Origin of the sequence: Piscinibacter gummiphilus, from assembly GCF_002116905.1 — a bacterium.
Lineage (GTDB): Bacteria > Pseudomonadota > Gammaproteobacteria > Burkholderiales > Burkholderiaceae_C > Rhizobacter > Rhizobacter gummiphilus.
In genome coordinates, this window is record NZ_CP015118.1 from 4,082,057 (window position 1) to 4,102,539 (window position 20,483).

The following is a 20,483-nucleotide window of genomic DNA, read 5'->3' on the forward strand; positions in this document are numbered from 1 at the left end:
TTGGTGCAATTGCGGCCGCCGGAGGCCCCGCCCAGAATGCCCCGGAGGCCCGGTCCGCCGAGCCCGCCAGACGCTGTCGAGGGCAATTCATGGCCGTTTCCTCACCCCGCGCCCGCCACCCCTTCCGACCCCAGGCGTGTGCGCTGGCCCTGGAGCCGCGCATCCTGTTCGACGGTGCGGCCGCGGTGGCCGCGGCCGACACGCACCCTGCCGCGGAACACCACGACACCGCGGCCCCGCAACCCGACGCCCCACCCGTCGGCGCCCCCCCGCGCACGCTCGTCGTGTTCGACAGCCGGGTGTCCGGCCGCGAGGCGCTGGCCGCCGGCGTGTCGCCCGGGGCCGAGGTGCTGGTGCTGCAACCGGGCGACGACGGCCTGGCGGCCATCTCCGCCCGGCTCGCCGCGATGGGCGAGGTGGAGGCGGTGCAGATCTTCTCCCACGGGGCGGCCGGCCAACTCCAGATCGGGGACCAGGCCATCACCTCCGAGACGGCCGGCGTGGTCCAGGCCCAGTTCGAGCGCTGGCGCGACCACCTCGCGCCAGGCGCCGACGTGCAGCTCTACGGCTGCCGCATCGGCGCCGGCCCCGAAGGCCAGGCTCTCGTCGACGACCTCGCCCGCTGGACCGGCGCGGACGTGGGCGCGTCCGACGACAACACCGGGGCCCCGGCCGCCGGCGGCGACTGGGACCTGGAGGTCACCCACGGCACCCTCGACCAGCCGCTCGCCCTGTCGGCCGGGGCCCGGGCCGCGTTCACCGGCCTGCTCGCCGACGCCGACCCCACCGTCAGCCTCGGTTCGGCCGGCCAGGACGTGCTGATCGGCGACACCTTCACGTTCAACGTCGACTTCCGCAACGCCTCCACGCAGGAAGGCTACGCACCGTTCATCAACCTGTTCCTGCCATCCACCGGACGCGATGGCGACGATGGCCTGGCCTTCGTGTCCGCGAGCACGCTCGGCCAGAACCTCGTGGCCCGCACCGTGACCTTCGATGCCGCGGGCCAGGCCGTCCACCCGCTGGCCCGCGACGGCACCGGCGCGCCGGTGGTGCTCGACGCCGCCACGTACGGGCTGCGCCCCGGTGACCAATTGGTGGTGCTGCAGCTGCCCTACGCGAGCATCTCGCGCGACCAGCCGGCCATCTCCGTGCAGGTCACGATGAGCCTGAGCCCGCTGGCCGACACCTCGTTGTCCAACGCGTCGCCCGACCTGACGCTGCGCGTGGGCAGCGGTTTCGAGCTCGGCAACGACGCCCTCGCGAACCCGACCCAGGACCCGAGCCTCACCGGCGCCACCACGCAGGCCTTCGTGGTCCACCCCACCGCGGTGACCCTGACCCAGGTGGTCGACGCCCCGGACGGCAAGACCGCCACCGGCCCGAACTACAGCCGCACCCTCGTCGTGACCGCCACCCCCGCGCCGGGCCAGACGCTGACGGACGTCCTCGTGACCCAGCCGCTGCCGACGGACATCGAGGTCACGTCGATCGTGCCGGCCGCCGGCGGCCGCATCGCCTCCATCACGCTGGCCGACGGCCGCGTGATCACCCAGGCCGCCGCGATCGACGCCGCCATCGCCCGGGACGGCATCTTCCTGTCCGCGTTCACGGTCGCCTACGACACCGTGGCCGCTGCCACCGACACGGTGGTGCACTTCCACGTGCCCGAGACCGGCGCCAGCGGGCAACCCGTGCTCGACCCCACCACTGGCAACGCCGTCACGATCGTGGTGGGGCCCACCACCGCCACGGGCCAGTGGACTCCGCTCGACCCGCGCGACGTCACGGCGCCCGCGACGACCATCGACGTCTCCGGCACCGGCACGGCCACCCAGTTCGAGGCCCGGTCCATCGTCGTCGACAAGGCGGTGTCGATCCAGACCGATGCCGGACGCCCCGGCCTCACGCCGGGCGACACGCTGAACTACACGCTGACCCTGACCCTCTCCGACTACTTCGCCTTCGGCAAGGACTTCTTCCACAACGGCCAGTTCGTGGTGAACGACCTGCTGGCCGACGGACAGACCGTGGTCGGCACGCCGACGCTCACCGTCACGGTGGACGGCGAGACCCGGACCCTCGTGCTGAACCGCACCCTCGTGCCCCAGGCGGACGGCAGCACCGCGCTCGCCTTCGACATCGCCCAGTCGATCCTCGATGCCACCCACGACACCCGCGGCTGGCTCAACGGCGACCTCGCCTTCGACAGCCAGCGCGACGGCGCCGTGCTGGCCGTCATCAGCTACGCGGCGCTCGTGGGCCAGGCCTACACGCCCCCCGCCGGCAACCCGCACAACGAGATCAACGAGGGCGACAGCGTGGGCAACAGCGCCACGGTGAACGCGAGCGTGCTGGAAGACAAGTTCAACCTCACCGGCAGCGTGCAGACCGACACCGATGCGGTCACGCAGACCATCGCCACCCGCACCGTCGACATCGCGCTCGCCGCGGTGAACGGCGCCACCCCCGGCAGTGCGGAACTGCGGCCCGGCGACACGGTGACGTTCCGCCTGAGCTACGACCTCGTGACCGGCGACTACGAACAGTTCACGCTGACCGCCTACCTCCCGCAGCCCCTGCTCGATGCGTCCGGCATCACGTGGAGCCAGGGCGGCGGCACGGGCCAGTGGGCGCTCGGCGCGGGGAACACCAACCCCGGTCCGATCGTCGGTGTCGCCAGCGGCCCCGGCAATTCGGTGGTCTTCGACTTCGGCAGCTTCGCGACGGCCGACGTGAACGGCAGCCGCATCGAGGTGGAGTTCACGCTGCGGGTCGGCGACCAGCCGTTCGCGGACCGGCGGGCGCTCGACGTGCTCGTGCAGTCGAGCCAGACCACCACCCTCGCCCACCTCCCGCTCGTGTCGGCCGACACGGTCGTCATCAACTCCGTGGCGGAACCATCGCTGGACATCCGCCACGGCGTGGTCTCGGCGACCCACGGCACCGTCACGGGCACCACCGGCACGTGGGCCGCGCCGGGCGCTGGCGGCGTGCCGTTCGGCGGCGCACTGACCGACCTCGCCGCGGTCGAGGGTTCGGTGACCGGCATCGACGGCGGCGACGTGCTGCGCCTGGCGACCGCCATCGAGAACAGCGGCGGCGGCGGTGCGTTCGACGTGACGGCGTCGGTGAACCTGCCGGCCGGGTTCGGCTTCGTCGGCGGCAGCCTCGCCGGCGCGAACCTGCAGGTGTGGCGCGGCGACGGCGTCCAGCTCGTGGCCGGCGTCGACTTCAGCGTGTCGGGCAACCAAGTCACCTTCCTCGACCCCGGCGGCGTCGCGAGCCTGCAGGCCGGCCGCGCCGGCACGGCGGCCGACACCAGCGGCGCCAACCTCGTGGTCATCACGTGCGACGTGGTCGTCGACGGTGGCATCGAGGCCAGCCGCACGCTGCAGAGTACGGCCGTGCTGTCGCGGTACGCGAGCGTCGACGGCGGCGCCGACTTCACGCCGACCGACCTCGACGACCTGGCCGACGCCCAGGTGGCCTCGCCGGAACTGCGGCTCGTGTTCGCCGGCGGCTCGCTCGACGACGGCGACTCCAGCGCCCCCCACACCACCGGCAGCAACCTCGTCGTGGGCGAGCGCATGCGCTACGACATCGTGGTCACGCTGCCGGAGGGCAGCACGCGCAGCCTGCGCGTGGACGACCTCGTGCCCGCCGGCCTGCGGCTCGACACCACGTTCAACGGCGGCCTCGGCTACCAGCTCATCACCACCACCACGGGCAGCGCCGCGCTCGCCGCGGACTTCGGCGGCGTGGTGACGGTCGGCGGCATCGCGGCCACCAGCGGCACGCTCGGTGCCGACGGCGCCGGCGCACGATTCACCTTCACCGCATCGGCCGCCACGGCCGACAACGTCGTGGGCAACAACAGCTTCGTGATCCGCGTGCAGCTGGTGGCGAGCAACGTCATCGCGAACCAGTCCGGCCGCACGCGGCAGAACGACGGCGCGCTGGTCCACGCCGACCCCGACGGCGACACGCCCAACGGTTCGGTGCCGGTCGACCGCACCGCCGCGGTCACCGGCGGCCGGCCGGTGGTCACCGTGCAGGAGCCCACGCTGCAGGTCAGCCAGGCCCTGCTGTCGGACCCGCAGCTCGGCGGCTACGACCAGGGCGACCCGGTCGAGTTCTCGATCACGTTGACGAACCCCGGCGGCAGCGCCGACTTCAGCGCCTTCGACATCACGCTCGTCGACAACCTGCCCACGCAGCTGAGCAACTACACGCTGCTCGGGGTCACGTACCTGAACGGCGCCACCGCCCACGGCGGGCCCGACTTCGAGATCGCGGGCGGCCAGCTGCGTTCGGTGGCCGGCGCCGACATCGACGTCGCCAAGGGCGGCAGCATCGTGATCCGCGTGTCCGGTGTGGTCAATGCCACGGCGGCCGGCGGCACCACGATCGCCAACACCGCCACCGTACGCTGGACCAGCCTCGACGGCGTCGACGGCGGTGAACGCACCGGGGCCGACGGGCCTCTGGCCGGCGGCAGCCTCAACGACTACCAGCGCGCCTCGACGGCGGGCATCCCGATCGCCCACGGCGTGCTGCTCGCCCGGGTGGGCGGACTGCCCGACACCGCGGCCGCCAACCCCACGACGGACCCGCTCGAGACCGTGGCCGTCGGCGAGGTGGTGCGCTACCGGGCGGTGGTGCTCGTGCCCGAGGGTTCGAACCCGAACTACCGCATCCGTGTCGAGCTCGCCAACGGCCTCGAGTTCGTGACCCCGGACGCCATCGCGAACACCGTGCGCATCGGCTTCGGCGCCAACAACGGCGGTCTGGTGAGCGATGCCAACCTCATCGTCGGCGGCACGCTCGCGTTCACCGGCAACCAGGACAGTCCCCAGGCGCAGGCGCTCCCCGCCGACCTCTCCGGACCGGCGCCGGACGGTGTGTTCGACCCCTCGCGCATCACCGTGGTGACGAACGCCGACGGCAGCCAGACCATCACGTTCGACCTCGGCAACGTGACGAACCACGACGGCGCGGACGCCGACCTCGAAGGCGTGGTGCTCGAATTCAACACGCGCGTGCGCAACCAGGCCTCGAACGTCGCCGGCGTGGAGCTCGGGGCAAGGGTGGTCGAGCAGGTCAACGGGACGGACCGGGGGGTCAGCGCGACCGTGGTGGAGCGGGTGGTCGAACCGCACTTCACCGGGCTCGACAAGCTCGTCACGGCGTTCGACCCGAACACCGGCGGCACCACCGGCCAGGCGACGGTGCAGGTGGGCTTCCGCCAGGACGGCACGCTGCCCGCGTACGACGTGCGCCTGGCCGACGGCTTCGCGGGGGGCACCGGCTACACCCTCGTGAGCCTGTCGATCGACGGTGTCGTCTACGCACCGGGCGCACTGCCCGCCGGGGTCACCGTGGCGACGAGCGACGCCGGTGGCGTCACCCTCGACTTCGCGCGGCTCGACGTGGGCACGCAGGTGCAGGCGGTGTACCGCGTCGACGTGCCCAACGGCACGCCGGTGGCCAGCAGCGACGCCACCCTCACCTGGAGCAGCCTGCCCGAGACCTTCACCAGCTGGGGCGGCTCGGCCGTCGGACCCGACGGCACCGTGACCGGCGAGCGCACCGGCAGTGGAACCGGGCCCAACACCTACGTGCTGCGCGAAGGCGCGGGGCTCGGCGTGATCGCAGGCACCTTGTGGAACGACACCGCCTCGGCCACCGGCAGCGCCACACCGGACGGCCCGGGCCTCGCGGGACAGACCGTCACGCTGACCTGGGCCGGTGCCGACGGCGACCTCGGGACGGCCGCGGACAACCGGACCTTCACCGCCGTCACCGACACCAACGGGCGCTACCACTTCGGCGTGCTGGCCGCGGGCACCTTCGCGATCGACACCCCGACGGGCACCGTGTCCTACCCGCAGCCGGTGGGCGACCTGCGCGTGCGCATCGACAGCGACGGCGGGTCCGCCCCCGGCCGCATCGTGGTGTCGCTCGGCGAAGGAGCCACGGGCACGGCCGACGCCGGGTACGTCGAGCGCAACGACGCCCCCGTCAACCACCTGCCGTCCCCCGCCAGCGGGCTCGAGGACGTGCCGTTGCCGATCCCCGGCCTCTCGGTCTCCGACGTCGACGCGGATCGCGACCCGGTGACCGGCGACCGGGCGGTGCAGGTCACGCTGGAGGCGGGCCGCGGCACGCTGTCGCTGTCGGCCACGCCATCCGGGGTGACGGTGGGCGGGGCGAACACCGCGACCCTGGTGCTCACCGGCACCGTGGCCGACGTGAACCTCGCCCTCGCCAACCTCGTGTACCTCGGTCTGCCGAACCTCAATGGCGCGGACACGCTGCGCATGACCACCCGCGACCAGGGGAACTTCGGCGACGCCGATGGCGACGGCGTGCCCGGCGAACCGGTCGACGACAACCTCACCGACACCGACACGCTGCAGATCACGCTGGCCGCCGTCAACGACGCGCCCACCGGGGTCGGCGACACCGCCACCGCGGTCGAGGCCGGCGGCGCCGCCAACGGACGGCCGGGCACCGACCCGCGCGGCAACCTGCTCGACAACGACCTCGACGTCGACATCGCCACCAACGCCGACCGCCTCGCCGTCACCTCGATCGGCCTGCAGGGCGGCGTGCCGCCGGTGACGGTGCCCGCGGGCGGCGCGGTGGTGATCGCGGGCCTCTACGGCCGCCTCGACGTGGGCGCCGACGGGGCGTACCAATACATCGTCGACAACACCCTCGCCGCGGTGCAGGCGTTGCGGACCTCGGGCCAGACCCTCGTCGAACGCTTCGACTACGTGCTGGCCGACCTGGCCGGCGCGACCGGCGGCGCCACGCTCACGGTCACGCTCCAGGGCAGCAACGACAACCCGGTCGGCCAGAACGACACCGGTATTGCGGTCGAGGCCGGGGGCGTGGCCAACGGCTCGGGCGGCGCCAACGCCACCGGCAACGTGCTCGCGAACGACACCGACGTCGACAGCGTCGCCAACGGCGAGACGGCGGTGGTGAGCGGCGTGCGCACGCTGCGCGAGGCCACGAGCGGCGCCTACGCGCCGGTCACGGCCGGGTCCACCAGCGCGAGTGGCGCGGCCTCCGTCACCGGCACCTACGGCACGCTGTTCATCGGTGCCGACGGCAGCTACCGCTACGAGGTGGACAACACGAAGACGGCCGTGCAGCGCCTCGTCGCGGGCGACACGCTGCGCGAGTACTTCAGCTACGTGATCACCGACGCGGGCGGCCTGAACGACGTGGCCGAACTCGCCATCACGATCCAGGGCACGAACGACAATCCGGTCGCGAGCGACGATCAGGCCACCGCCCAGGCCGCGTCGACCAACGGCAACGCCCAGGAAAGCAACCCGAGCGGCAACGTGATCCTCTTCCCGAGCCGCCCCGGCCCCATCGACCAGGCCGGAGGCAACGGCGTGGACCTCGACGTCGACCGCGCCGACCGGCCCAGCAGCCGGCTCGTCGTGACCGGCGTGCGCGACGGCGCCGAGAACGCGGGCGGCGTGCTGGCCACGGTGGCCGGCGGCACCACCTCGGCCAACGGCACCGTGGTCACCGGCCAGTACGGCACGCTGCGCATCGGTGCCGACGGCAGCACCACGTACGACGTCGACAGCACCAACGCCGCCGTGCTCGCGCTGCCCGCCGGCAACACGCTGACGGACACCTTCACCTACGAGATCACCGACACCGCCGGGCTCACCGACCGCGCCCAGATCGTCATCACCGTGCGGGGTGTCAACGACCCGCCGGTCGCCCAGACCGTCGTCGCCCAGGCCGTCGAGCGCGGAGGAGTCGCCAACGGCACCGCGGGTGTCGACCCGGCCGGCGACGCGACGGTCAACAGCTTCGACCCCGACGGCGACCCGCTCACGCTGACCTTCGTGCGCGCGGGCGCACGGGCCGACGGCGGCACCGACGTGGCCGTGGTGCCGGGCCAGCCCACGGTGGTGACGGGAACCTACGGCACGCTGACCATCCTGTCCGACGGCAGCTTCGGCTACACCGTGCACAACGCGGACCCGCGCGTCGAGGCGCTGCGCGACGCGGGCGACCTGCTCGTCGAGCGGTTCACCTTCACCGTCGACGATGGCCAGGGCGAGGTCGACCAGTCGGAGATCGTCGTGCTGATCCACGGACGCAACGACACCCCGGCCGCGGCCGACGACACCGGCACGGCCGTCGAGGCGGGGGGCGCCGGCAACGCCAGCGCGGGCGTCGACCCGGTCGGCAACGTGTTCGACAACGACGTCGACGCCGATGGCGGCGAGGTGCCCGGCGACCCGGTGGACTACGGCGAGACCCGCGCCGTCACCGCGGTACGCACCGGCCCCGAGGCCGGCACCGGCACCACGGGCACGGTGGGCGCCGCGCTGCGCGGCACCTACGGCTGGCTCACGCTCGACGCCGATGGCCGCTACAGCTACCGGCTCGACAACACGATGGCCGACGTGCAGGCGTTGCGCGGCCCGCAGGACACCCTGTCCGACACCTTCACGTACACCCTCGCCGACACCGATGGCACCACCGACTCCGCCACGCTGACCCTCACCGTCCGCGGAGCGAACGACACGCCGGTGGCGCGCGACGACACGAGCGCGGCGGTGGAGGCGGGCGGCATCGGCAACGGCACGCCCGGCAGTCCGGCATCGGGCAACGTGCTGGCCAACGACAGCGACGTCGACACCCATGGCGAAACCCTGGCCGTGAACGGCATCGCCCGCGCCAACGGGGTCCCGGGCACCGTCGGGGTGTCCCTGCGAGGCGAACACGGCACGCTGACGATCCAGGCCGACGGCAGCTACACCTACGTCGTCGACGACACGGACCCGGCCGTGCAGGCGCTGCGCACCGTGGCCAACCAGCTGCGCGACTCGTTCCGGTACACGGTGACCGACGCCGCGGGCGCCACGGCCGGCGCGCAGCTGTCCATCCTCATCCGCGGCCGCAACGACGACCCGGTGGCGGCCGACGACGTGGGCGTGGCCCGCGAGGCCGGGGGCACCGCCAACGGCACCACGGGGACCGACCCGGCCGGCAACCTGCTCGCCAACGACACCGATGTCGACGCCGGCGACAGCAAGGTGGTGGACGGCGTGCGCACGGGCGGTACCTCGGGGGCCGGAGGCTTCACCACCGTCTCCGGCGCCACCGCGGTGACCGGCACGTACGGCACGCTGACCGTGAACGCCGACGGCTCCTACACCTACGCGCTCGACAACACCCTCGCCACGGTGCAGGCGCTCAAGCCCGGCGACCTGCTGCAGGACGTCTTCAGCTACCGCATGCACGACCGCGCCGGCGCCAGCAGCCTCGCCCAGCTGACGCTCGCGATCCGCGGCGCGTGGGACGCGCCGGTGGCCCACACCGACGGCGCCTACGCCGTGGCCGCGCTGGACCCCGGCTCGATCGGCATCGACCCGTCGGGCAACGTGCTGGCGAACGACACCGACGTCGATGCCGGCGACACGCTCGCGGTGACCGGCATCCGGGAAGGCTCGGAAGCCGCGGGCGGGGCATCGAGCGCCGTCCCGGCCGGCACCACCGGCGCCGACGGCACGGTGGTCTCCGGCCAGTACGGCGACCTCGTCATCGGCGCGGACGGCAGCTTCACCTTCCACGTCGACTCCAACAACCCGACCATCCAGGCGCTGGGCCCGCTGGGTTTCGTCACCCAGCGCTTCACGTACCAGGTGACCGACCGCGGCGGGCTCGCCGACGCGGCCGAACTCGTGATCCTCATCCGCGGCCGCAACGGCGCCCCGGTGGCCGTCGCGGACACCGGTACCGCCATCGAGGCCGGCGGTCTCGCGAACGCCGACCCCGGTGCCCCGGCCGGCGGCAACGTGCTCGCCAACGACACCGACGTCGAGGGCGATCCGCTCACCGTGTCGGACGTGCGCACCGCGGGCGCCACCGGCGTCCTCGGCACGCCCCTGCGCGGCCTCTACGGCGACCTGACGCTGGCCGCCGACGGCACGTGGACCTACACGGTCGACGACACGCTGGCCGCCGTGCAGGCGCTGCGCGTGTCGGGCCAGACCGTCACCGACGTCTTCACGTACACGGTGAAGGACCTGTGGGGCGCCACCGCCGAGGGCCGGCTCGACGTGGTGGTCGACGGCCGCAACGACACGCCCGTGGCCACCGACGACACCGCCACCGCCGTGGAGGCCGGCGGCGTGGCCAACGGCACGGCGGGCACGGACCCCGCCGGCAACGTGCTGGCCAACGACACCGACGTCGACGGGGCCGCGAACGGCGAGACCAAACAGGTGATCGACGTGGCCGGGCCGGACGGCCGCACGGCCCTCGCCGGCCAGGCGCTGGCGGGCGCCTACGGCCGGCTCGTGCTCGACGCCGACGGCGGCTACCTCTACGAACTCGACAACACGCTGCCCGCCGTGCAGGCGCTGCGCACCGCCGGCGACACCCTCGTCGAGGTGTTCACGTACCGCATGCGGGACACGGCCGGGGCCGTCTCCGAAGCCCGCCTGACCATCACGGTGCAGGGGGCCGACGACACCCCGGTGGCCACCGACGACACCGCGGTGGCGTCGGACCAGACCCCATCGCCGCAGGTGACCGGCTCGGTGCTGCCGAACGACACCGACGTGGACGCGGGCGACACCCTGCTGGTCGTGGGCGTGCGCCCGGGCGCCGAGGGCGATGCCGGCGCGATGGGCCCGGTGGGCCAGGCGCTGGCGGGCCGCTACGGCACCCTCGAGATCCACGCCGACGGCACCTACACGTACCGGATCGACCTGGCCAACCCCGAGGTGCTCGCGGCCGCCGGCCTGGGCCAGGTGCTGCAGGACGTGTTCACGTACCAGGTGGCCGACCGGGCGGGCGCCACCGACCAGGCCGAGCTCGTGATCCACCTCGACATCGCCGCGCCCTACGTTCCACCACCCGCCCCGCCCCGGGGCGACGACGGCCCCCACGTCCCGGCGGTCGACCCGGTCACGACGTCGCCGTCCACGTCGCTGCCCGATGTCACGCCGGTGGTGTTCGTGGGACCCGTGGTGAGCCGGCAGAGCTTGGAAGACTCGCTGTCGGGCTGGCGCAGCGACGGCACGCGCATCGACCTCGTCAGCACGCGGTGGCTGCCCCCGGTGTCGCTCGGCGCCGGGCTGGGCCTCGTGCCGGGCCAGCAGGTGCACGCGGTCGTCGAACAGTCGAGCGCCGATGCCGAACTCGACATCGACGTGCTGCTGGGCCGCCCGGGCCGGGTCTCGCTGTCGGCCGACGGGTTGCTCGCGGACCCGTCGCCGTTCACCCCCGACCCGGCCGGCCTCCTGAGAGGCCCGGCCACCGCCCCGGGCCTGAGCGCGCAGCTCCAGGAGGCGGCCCGGCGGCAGAACCCCCTCGGCCGCGGCAGCACGCCGCGCCCCTGATCCGAAGGAGCACCGACCCACGATGACCGCACGAACGATCCGGACCCCGCTGCTGTCGCTCGGCGCCGCGCTGGTCCTCGGGGCCTGTGCGACACCCGGTCCGCAGCCGCACACGGACGCGGAGAAGAAGGACCGCATCCAGGCCGACACCGCGCGCATGTACGCCGACCAGGAGCCCGTCACCGGCCCCATCGACTTCCACGAGGCCGCGGCGCGGGCCCTGAAGTACAACCTCGACTACCGGCTCAAGCTGATGGAGAGCGCACTCGCCGCGGACCTGCGCGACGTGTCGACCCACGAGATGCTGCCCCGCCTGGTGGCGAGCGCCGGCCGCACCGGCCGCAGCAACGATTCCGGCGGCACCTCCATCGGCATCGAGGACCGGCAGGAGAGCCTGCGCGCGTCCACGTCGGAGGAGCGCTACCGGACGGTCGCCGGGCTCGGCCTCACGTGGAGCGTGCTCGACTTCGGCGTGGCCTACTACCGCAGCCAGCAGAAGTCGGACCAGATCCTGATGGCCGAGGAGCGGCGCCGCAAGGTCGCGCAGAACGTGCTGCAGGACGTGCGCAACGCCTACTGGCGTGCGCTCGCCGCGCAGCGGCTGATGCCCCACGTCGACGCGCTGCTCGCCCGCACGCACCGCGCGCTCGGCCAGGCCCGCGAGGCCGAGGAGAAGGGCCTGCTGCCGCGCCAGGAGATCCTCGCGTACCAGCGCGCGCTGCTCGACTCCGTGAGCCTGCTCACCGTGCGGCGGCAGGACCTCGAACTCGCGCGCGCCGAACTGGTCGCGCTGATGTCGCTGCCGCCGAACTCGCCGATGGTGCTGGCCGATGGCGAGGAGCCCTTCCTGCCCGCGGTGGGCGACGACACCGAGCGACTGGAGCGGCTGTCGCTCGAACGCCGTCCGGAAATCATGGAGGAGTGGTACCGCAAGCGGGTCAACGAGAACGACCTCAAGATCGCCAAGGCCCAGCTGTGGCCCAACCTCAGCGTCAACCTCGGCGCCGAGTACGACTCGAACAAGTACCTCTACAACAACCACTGGTCCACGACCGGGGTGCAGGTTTCGCTGAACCTGCTGCGGCTGCTGCAGCTGCCGTCGATCGAGTCGGCCGCGCGCTCGCAGGCCGAGACGGACGACCTGCGCCGCGTCGCGCTGTCGATGGCGATCCTGACGCAGGTGCGGGTGGGGGTCGTGCGCTACCAGCTGGCGCGGCACGAGGTGGGGTTCGCCGACGAGAGCCTGCGCGTGGACCGCTCGCTGCTCGACCACGCCAACGCGTCGCGGTCCACCCGCTTCGGCTCGGAGTTGGAGGTGATCCGCGCCGAGGGGCGCTTCCTGCTGTCGCGCTACCAGCGCGACGCCGCCTACTCGCGCGCGCAGGCCGCCTGGGGCCGCCTCTACAACTCGGTGGGCCTCGAGACCCTGCCCGCCACCATCGCCACGCACGACGTGAAGACCCTCGCGCGCGAGATCCAGCGCACCCTGCGCGACCAGGAGACGTTCAGCCTCCTGGTGACCACCCCGGACCTGCCCGATGCCACGCCGAAATGACCGGATCGCCCTCGCGCTGGGCCTCGCCGCGCTGTGGCACGGCGCCGCCCTCGCCCAGGCCGCGCCGTCCGCCCGCCCGCCGCCCGACGATCCGAACGCGATCCGGGTGCTGCTGGCCGCGCAGCTCGAGACGACCCTGTCCAGCCAGATGAACGGCACGCTCGGCGAGCTGCGGGCCGGCCTCGGCCAGCGGGTGGACCGCCACGGGGTGCTGGTGCGCCTGAACTGCGGCGAGGCGCAGGCACGCGCCAAGGTCACCGCGGCCGAACTCGCGATGGCGAGGCAGAACCTCGACGCCAAGCGCGAATTGCGCAAGCTCGACGCCGTGGGCGACATCGAGGTGGCCACCGCGGCGACCGAGGTGGAAAAGGCCGACGGCGCCAACGCCCTCGCGCAGACGCAGGGCAGCTATTGCCAGGTGCTGGCCCCGTTCCGCGGCCGGGTGGCGAAGGTGTACGTGAAGCCGTACCAGACCGTCGCGGCCGGCGCGCCCCTGTTCGACCTGGTGAGCGACGGCGCGCTGAAGGTGCGGCTCAACGCCCCCTCGTCGCTGCTGCCGAGGCTGCAGCCGGGGATGCCGCTCGAGGTGCTGATCCACGAGACGGGCAAGCGGTACGCGGCGAAGGTGAGCGGCGTGAGCTCCCGCGTCGACGCGGTGGCGCAGTCGGTCGAGCTGGAGGCGCGCCTGAACGCGGAACACGCCGAACTGTCGGCCGGCATGAGCGGCACCGCCCGGTTGCCGGACCGGCCGTGAACGACCGCCTCTCGACCGCCCCGCTGCTGCAGGCCCTGGTGGCCGTGCGCGACCGGGCGCTCGAGGCCGCCTCGCTCAACGCGCTGGCCTTTTCGATGGCCAACGACCTGCACCCGCTGCTGAACTACCGCCAGGCCGTCGTGATGGCGCAGCACGGCGCGTCGTTCGAGCTGCTCTGCATCTCCGGGCTCGCGCGTCCGACGGAGGATTCGCCGTACCTCGTCTGGCTCGACCGCGCGGTGCGCTGGGTGGCGACGCAGTTGGCCGGCCCCGGCCCCGTCTGGCTCGCCCGCGAGGCCGTGTCGCCGCCGGCGGACGTGGCCGAAGGCTGGGCCGAATGGTGGCCGGAGGGCCTCTGGTGCGTGCCGCTGCACGATCGCGACGGCCGCCGCCTCGGCCTCGTGCTGCTGCTGCTCGACGCGGTGCCGCCCGACCCGCTGCCCGCGCTGCTCGAGGGCGTATGGCGCACCTGGGCCCACGCCTGGTCGGCGTTCGCGGCGCACCGTTCCTGGCGGCGGTGGTGGCCTTCGCGCCGGCAGGCCATCGCCCTCGCGATGGGGGCCGCGGCACTGCTGCTCGTGCCGGTGCGCCAGACCGCACTCGCGCCCGCCGACGTGGTCTCGCGGCAGGCGCAGGCCATCACGTCGCCCATCGACGGCGTGGTGCGCGAGGTGCACGTGCGGCCGCACCAGGCGGTGGAGGCCGGCACGCTGCTGTTCTCGCTCGACGAGACCACGCTGCGCAGCCGCGCCGAGGTGCTGGGGAAACAGGTGGCCGTCGCGGACGCCGAACTCGTCTCCGCGAGCCAGCGGGCCTTCGACCCCGCCCAGGGCAAGGGCGAGATCACGCTGCTGACCGGCCGCGCGCAACAGCGCCGCGCGGAACTCGCGGCCGTGCAGGCCCAGCTGGAGCGCACGCAAGTGCATGCGCCCCGCGCGGGCGTGGCCGTGTTCGCGGACCCGGACGACTGGCTCGGCAAACCCGTCGTGACCGGTGAACGCATCCTGCAACTGGCCGACCCGGCGCGACCCGCGATGCGCATCCAGCTCGCCGTGGCCGATGCCATCGCACTGGAGCCTGGCGCCCGGGTCACGCTGTTCCTCACGGCCTACCCGCTCGACCCGCTGGAAGGCCACATCCTCGAGACCAGCTACCAGGCCCGCACCGGCGACGACGGCGTGGCCTCGTACCGCCTGCTCGCGAGCATCGACGGGGCCCCGGCCCTCGCGCGGCTCGGCCTCCACGGCACCGCCAAGCTGCACGGCGAGCGCGTGACCCTCGGCTACTACCTGCTGCGCCGCCCGCTCGCGGCCGTGCGCGCTTGGACGGGCTGGTGATGGATGCGGCCGCCGACCGTCCGACCCCGCCGCTGCGCGAGGACCTGAAGCTGAGCGAGACCTCGCCCGGCCACGACGGTTCGCCCGCGTGGGTGATCGAGGACGCGGTGCTCAACCGCTTCTACCGCATCGGCTGGTTCGAGTTCGAATGCCTGCTGCGCTGGGGCCAGCCACCGGGCCGCATCTGCGAGCAGATCGCCGCGGAAACCGCGTTGCAGCCGGACGTCGACCAGGTCGTCGGTTTCGGCCGTTTCCTCGCGTCGAACCAGCTCGTGCACCCCGACGCGCAAGCCACCGCGCGGTTGCGGTCGCAGAGCGAAGGCAACCCCTGGCTGCACGGGCGCTGGTGGCTGCACCACTACCTGTTCTTCCGCATCCCGCTGCTGCGGCCGCAGGCCGTGCTGCAGCGGCTGTCGGCGGCGCTCGACCCGGTGTGGCGGCCCGCCACCGCGTGGCTCGTGGCCGCGCTCGGGCTGCTCGGCGTGATCCTGGTGCTGCAGCAGTGGGACACCTTCGCCGCCGCCGTGGTGGAGTCGTTCTCGGCCGAGGGCCTGGTGAGTTTCGCGGCCGCCCTCCTCGTGGCCAAGACGCTGCACGAACTGGGACACGCGCTGGTGGCCACCCGCCTCGGGCTGCGCGTGGCCCACATGGGTGTCGCGTTCGTGGTGCTGTGGCCCATGCTCTACACCGACACGGGCGAGAGCTGGAAGCTGCGCAGCGCGCGGCAGCGGCTGGCCGTGGCGTCCGCCGGCATCCTCGCCGAACTGGGGCTCGCCGGGCTCGCGACCCTCGGCTGGGCGCTGTGCGACGACGGTCCGCTGCGCAACGCGCTGCTGTACCTCGCCACCACGAGCTGGGTGCTGTCGCTCGCGCTCAACGCGAGCCCGTTCATGCGCTTCGACGGCTACTTCATCACGTCCGACCTGCTCGACTTCCCGAACCTGCACGAACGGTCGTCGGCCCTCGCGCGCACCGCGCTGCGGCGTTCGCTGCTCGGGCTCGACGAACCGTGGCCCGAGGCGCAGCCGACCGGACGTCGACGCGCCCTCGTGGCCTTCGCCGTCACCACCTGGCTGTACCGGCTCGTGCTGTTCGCCGGCATCGCGGTAGCCGTGTACCTGCTGTTCTTCAAGGTGCTCGGCATCGTGCTGTTCGTCGTGGAGGTGCTGTGGTTCATCGTGCGGCCGGTGTGGCGCGAACTGGGGCACTGGTGGGCGGCGCGCCGGGCCGTGCCCGGGTCGCGCCGACTGGCCGCCGGACTGCTCGGGCTGGCCGCGCTGGCGTTCCTCGCCGTGCCCTGGCGCACGCAGGTCGACGCGGTGGGCGTGGCCCGCTCGCAGCAGCAGACCCGGGTCTACGCGCCGTTCCCCGGGCGGCTGAGCGACGTGCGTCCTGCCGGCGATGTCACGGCCGGTGACACGCTCGTGGTGCTGGAGGACCCCGACATCGACTCGCGCATGCGTGGCAACGAGGCCGGGCAGCAGGGCTACGAGGCGAGGCTCGCGGGGCTGATCGCCGACCCGGCCGGCAGCGCCGAACTGGCCGCCACCCGGCAGCGGCTCATCGTCGAAGTGGAGGAGGTGCGCGCGGCCCGGACCGAGATGGCCCGGCTGCAGCTGCGCGCGCCCGCCACCGGCCGGTGGCTCGACGTCGACCCCGAGCGCCAGCCGGGCCAGTGGGTCGGCACCCGCGACCTGCTGGGGGTGCTGATCGACCCTACCCGCTGGCAGGTGGACGCCTACGTGCGCCAGGACGAAGTGCATCGGCTGCGGCCCGGCGACGCCGTGAGCTTCCATGCCGAAGGCGTGGCCACCCCGCTCGCGGGCCGGGTGGTGTCGATCGGCAGCACCCGGGTCTCGGAACTCGGCCACCCGATGCTCGCCACCCGCTTCGGTGGGCCCTTGCCGGTCGTGGCGCGTGGCGAGTCCCTGCAGCCCGACCCGCCACGGTTCCACGTGCTCGTGCAACTCGACACGGCCCCGCCAGGGCAGCGCGAGACCCGCGGACGGCTCCGGATTGACGGCGCGCCCCGCAGCCTGCTGGGGGACGGGATGACCCGGCTCGGCGCCGTGCTGCTGCGGGAAAGCGGCTTCTGATTTTTCGTAACCCAGGCGACAGCACGACCGTGCGAAGCGGACTAGACTCGACCGATTCCTCCCTGGAGAACCGACCATGAGCAGCCCCATCCCCACCACGGCCCTGCAACTCCGCTCGCTGCTGAAGGCCAGCGGTGAACTCGAGCTGTCGCTCGCCGACGTGCCCGTGCCCACGCCGAAGGAAAACGAGGTGCTGGTGCGCATCGAGGCCAGCCCCATCAACCCGTCCGACCTCGCGCTGCTGGTCGGCATGGCCGACCTGTCGACGCTGAAGACCTCGGGCTCGGGGGCGAAGATCGTCACCACGGCGAAGATGCCCGAGAAGCTGATGCGCGCGCTGGCCTCGCGCGTCGACGAGTCCATGCCGGTGGGCAACGAGGGCTCGGGCGTGGTGGTGGCCACGGGCGACTCCCCCGCCGCGAAGGCGCTGCTCGGCAAGACCGTGGGCGTGCTGGGCGGCTCGATGTACTCGCAATACCGCTGTCTGCACCTGTCGCAGGTGATGGCAGTGCCCGACGGCACCACGTTCGCCGAAGCCGCCTCGTGTTTCGTCAACCCGCTCACGTCGCTCGGCATGGTCGAGACCATGCGCCGCGAAGGCCACACGGCCCTCGTGCACACCGCCGCCGCCTCCAACCTCGGCCAGATGCTCAACCGCATCACGCAGAAAGATGGCGTCCCGCTCGTCAACATCGTGCGCAAGCCCGAGCAGGCGGCGCTGCTGAAGGCCCAGGGCGCGAAGTACGTGGTCGACTCGTCGTCGGCCAACTTCATGGAAGAGTTGACCGACGCGCTGGCCGCCACGGGCGCCACCCTCGCCTTCGACGCGCTGGGCGGCGGCAAGCTCGCCGGCCAGATCCTCACGGCGATGGAAGCCGCCATCAACCGCAACGCCAAGGAATACAGCCGCTACGGCTCGGCCGTGCACAAGCAGGTCTACCTGTACGGCGGCCTCGACACTTCGCCCACCGAATTCAACCGCAGCTTCGGCATGGCCTGGGGCATGGGCGGCTGGCTGCTGACCCCGTTCCTGCAGAAGATCGGCAGCGAAGCCGCGGGCAAGCTGCGCGCGCGGGTGGCTGCGGAACTGAAGACCACGTTCAAGAGCCACTACTCCCGCGAGATCACCCTCGCCGAAACCCTGCAGCCGGACGTGATCCAGGCGTACGGGCAGCGGGCCACGGGCGAGAAATTCCTGATCGTGCCGAACCGCTGAGCGGCACGTCGAACGCTGCCAACGCCCGGCCCACGTCATCCCGGCTCGGGCCGGGTGACCGCCGGCGTTGGAGATGGTCCGAACGGACCACGCACAATGGGGGCCCTTTCACAACCCAGCGAACCGTTCCCATGAACTTCCGTCCCCTGTCCGTGCTCGCGATCTCTCTCGGCCTGCTGTCCCTGGCCGCCTGCACCACGCTCGAGCCCGAACTCCCGGTCGAACCGCTCGCCGGCTACGACCTCGTCGACCTGGCGAAGGTGGACACGGTCGCCTACCAGTCCGACTACAAGCACTGCGCGGCCATCGCCAACCAGGACCTCGATGACGTGACCCGTTTCGCCAGCCGCGCCGCCGGTGCCGCCGCGGACCGGGCGTCGCTGGGCATCATCGGCCAGCAGCACGCCAAGGACGCCGACCGCGGCACCGTCCTCAAGCGCTGCCTGACGGGCCGCGGGTACAACGTCATCCGCTGAACCCGGACACGCGCACGGAACGCCGGGACGGCGTTCCGGTGCGAAGGCTATCCGAACCGGCCCTGGAGGAACCACCCCTCCCCGCCTGACAGAGGCAACCGCGCCCGGTACACCCACACCAGCGCCCCCTCCGCCGTGCCGGCGATGAAGTAGTCGCGCTCGGCCAGCCCTTCGTCCCACCACCCGGCCTCGATGCGCTCGGGCCCGCACAGCAGTTGCAGCACCTGGCCATCGAGCAGCGGACGCGACTGGCGCTCGGCCAGGGGGACCGGCTCGGGCATCAGCCACACCGGCCGCATCGACGGCGCGGGACGTTCCGGTTCCAGCGGATGGGCCAGCGGCACGGGTGGCTTCGTGGGCGCGGATGAAGCAGCCGCCCGCTCGGCCGCCCCCCGCGCCTGGCGGCGCACGGGGCGGCGTGACGTCACGACCGGTTCGGGCGCCCGGGGCGCCGCACCGGGTTCGTACGGCATGGTGTGCGCGCAGCGGTCGGGCCGGTGGTCGGGCACGCGCACGAGGCGCTGCACGCGGGCCGGGCCGAGCCGGGCCTGCAGGCGTTCGATCAGGCGCACGAGGCCCTCGCGTTCGTTGCGCGGCGTGGGAAACAGCTCGGTGTTGGGGGGCGGCTGCTGCGCGATGTCGTGGGCGTGCAGCGCCAGCTCGAGCGTGGGCGCGGGCAGCACGAAGGCCGCGAGGCGCTCGCGCAGCAGCGACTGCAGGTGGCCGGCATCGCGCGAGGGCTCGGCGAGGGCCACGTCGACGGGGGTGACCGACGGACCCTCGGCCCGGCGCAGGCGGCCCTCGTGGCGCAGCACGAGCTGGAAGCGCCGCACGAAGGCATGCCGGGCCGACAGCCACACCACGAGCCGCGCCAGCAGCACCTCGGCGCCGTGCAGCAGCTGGTCGGTGGTGTCGGCGCGGGCGAACAACTCCACTTCGCTGTCGAAGGCCGGGGGCAGCACCACCGACTCGCGCGGGTCGGGCCGGTCGCCCGAGGCGCTGTCGAGTTCGTCGAGCAGCCCCTCGCCGAAACGCCGCGCGAGCCCGGCCCGCGGCAGCCGCCGCAGTTCGCCGAGCTGGCGCAGCCCCATGCCCAGGAAGGTCTCGAGGTGCGGCTGGGCCGCCGCCAGCACCGGCAGCGGTGCGTCGTCGAGCGCGGCCTGCAGCGTGGCGAGGTCGGGGCACAGGACACCATCGCGCCACCGCGAGAGCAGCGCCGCCCCCTGCGCGGTGGGCGCCCGCGCGCGGAACACGCGATGGCCCAGCGGGGCCAGCGTGTCGTCGAGCCGCTGCGCGAGGCGGTCGATGCCGCCGAAGTAGCGCAGCGTGGTGGACACCTCCAGCAGCACCCCGGCCGGTGGCGACAGGCACACCACCGGCGAGAACGCCAGCGCCGCATGCGCCACCGCCTGCAGCGCGGCCGCGTCACGCCCCTCGTGGGCTTCGCCGAACAGCAGCTGCGGCGCCAGCGCCAGCGCGGTGGCGCGCTTCATGCCCCGCTGCACCCCGAGCCCATGGGCCGCGCGGTTGAGCGACACCACCTGGTGCAGGTGCATCAGCGCGATGGGCGTGCCGCGGGCCTCCGGCGGCAACGTGGCCACGAAGGCTTCCAGCGACAGCCAGGGCAGGTACAGACCGATCCACAACACCGGA

At 73.1% G+C, this 20,483-nt stretch carries 8 protein-coding genes; 7 read left to right on the forward strand and 1 reads right to left on the reverse strand.

All coding sequences use genetic code 11. The features are described 5' to 3' along the window. The first annotated feature begins 89 nt into the window (after positions 1-89). The 7 genes from A4W93_RS18400 to A4W93_RS18430 all read left to right on the forward strand — a co-directional run bounded on the left by A4W93_RS18400 (position 90) and on the right by A4W93_RS18430 (position 18,830). Entirely contained in the window at positions 90-11,396 is an 11,307-nt protein-coding gene (locus A4W93_RS18400) for a cadherin-like domain-containing protein (protein WP_085751990.1), read from the forward strand. A gap of 22 nt (positions 11,397-11,418) precedes the next feature. Then, positions 11,419-12,951, forward strand: coding sequence for a TolC family protein (locus A4W93_RS18405; RefSeq protein WP_085751991.1), 1,533 nt, complete (start codon positions 11,419-11,421; stop codon positions 12,949-12,951). Then, positions 12,935-13,705, forward strand: coding sequence for an efflux RND transporter periplasmic adaptor subunit (locus tag A4W93_RS18410; protein WP_085751992.1), 771 nt, complete (start codon positions 12,935-12,937; stop codon positions 13,703-13,705). Before A4W93_RS18405 ends, A4W93_RS18410 begins: the two co-directional genes overlap by 17 nt. Continuing rightward, the gene (locus A4W93_RS18415) at positions 13,702-15,042 is read left to right on the forward strand and encodes an efflux RND transporter periplasmic adaptor subunit (RefSeq protein ID WP_085751993.1); all 1,341 of its coding nucleotides are present in this window, start codon (positions 13,702-13,704) and stop codon (positions 15,040-15,042) included. Before A4W93_RS18410 ends, A4W93_RS18415 begins: the two co-directional genes overlap by 4 nt. Continuing rightward, complete coding sequence (locus A4W93_RS18420) at positions 15,042-17,138, forward strand: site-2 protease family protein (protein WP_085751994.1); 2,097 nt, start codon at positions 15,042-15,044, stop codon at positions 17,136-17,138. Before A4W93_RS18415 ends, A4W93_RS18420 begins: the two co-directional genes overlap by 1 nt. A 76-nt stretch (positions 17,139-17,214) precedes the next feature. Next, a complete protein-coding gene (locus A4W93_RS18425) occupies positions 17,215-18,354 on the forward strand; it encodes a zinc-binding dehydrogenase (RefSeq protein WP_085751995.1) in 1,140 nt (379 codons plus the stop codon). A gap of 131 nt (positions 18,355-18,485) precedes the next feature. After that, complete coding sequence (locus A4W93_RS18430; protein ID WP_085751996.1) at positions 18,486-18,830, forward strand: hypothetical protein; 345 nt, start codon at positions 18,486-18,488, stop codon at positions 18,828-18,830. Positions 18,831-18,877: 47 nt separating this feature from the next. Here the strand turns inward: A4W93_RS18430 and A4W93_RS18435 are convergent, their stop codons facing one another. Next, positions 18,878-20,479, reverse strand: coding sequence for a Y-family DNA polymerase (locus A4W93_RS18435; RefSeq protein ID WP_099959932.1), 1,602 nt, complete (start codon positions 20,477-20,479; stop codon positions 18,878-18,880). Positions 20,480-20,483 lie beyond the last annotated feature (4 nt).

Coding starts and splice junctions, on each gene's coding strand:
- A4W93_RS18405 (WP_085751991.1), top strand. CDS start 11,419: ATGACCGCACGAACGATCCGGACCCCGCTGCTGTCGCTCGGCGCCGCG.
- A4W93_RS18400 (WP_085751990.1), top strand. CDS start 90: ATGGCCGTTTCCTCACCCCGCGCCCGCCACCCCTTCCGACCCCAGGCG.
- A4W93_RS18420 (WP_085751994.1), top strand. CDS start 15,042: ATGGATGCGGCCGCCGACCGTCCGACCCCGCCGCTGCGCGAGGACCTG.
- A4W93_RS18425 (WP_085751995.1), top strand. CDS start 17,215: ATGAGCAGCCCCATCCCCACCACGGCCCTGCAACTCCGCTCGCTGCTG.
- A4W93_RS18430 (WP_085751996.1), top strand. CDS start 18,486: ATGAACTTCCGTCCCCTGTCCGTGCTCGCGATCTCTCTCGGCCTGCTG.
- A4W93_RS18410 (WP_085751992.1), top strand. CDS start 12,935: ATGCCACGCCGAAATGACCGGATCGCCCTCGCGCTGGGCCTCGCCGCG.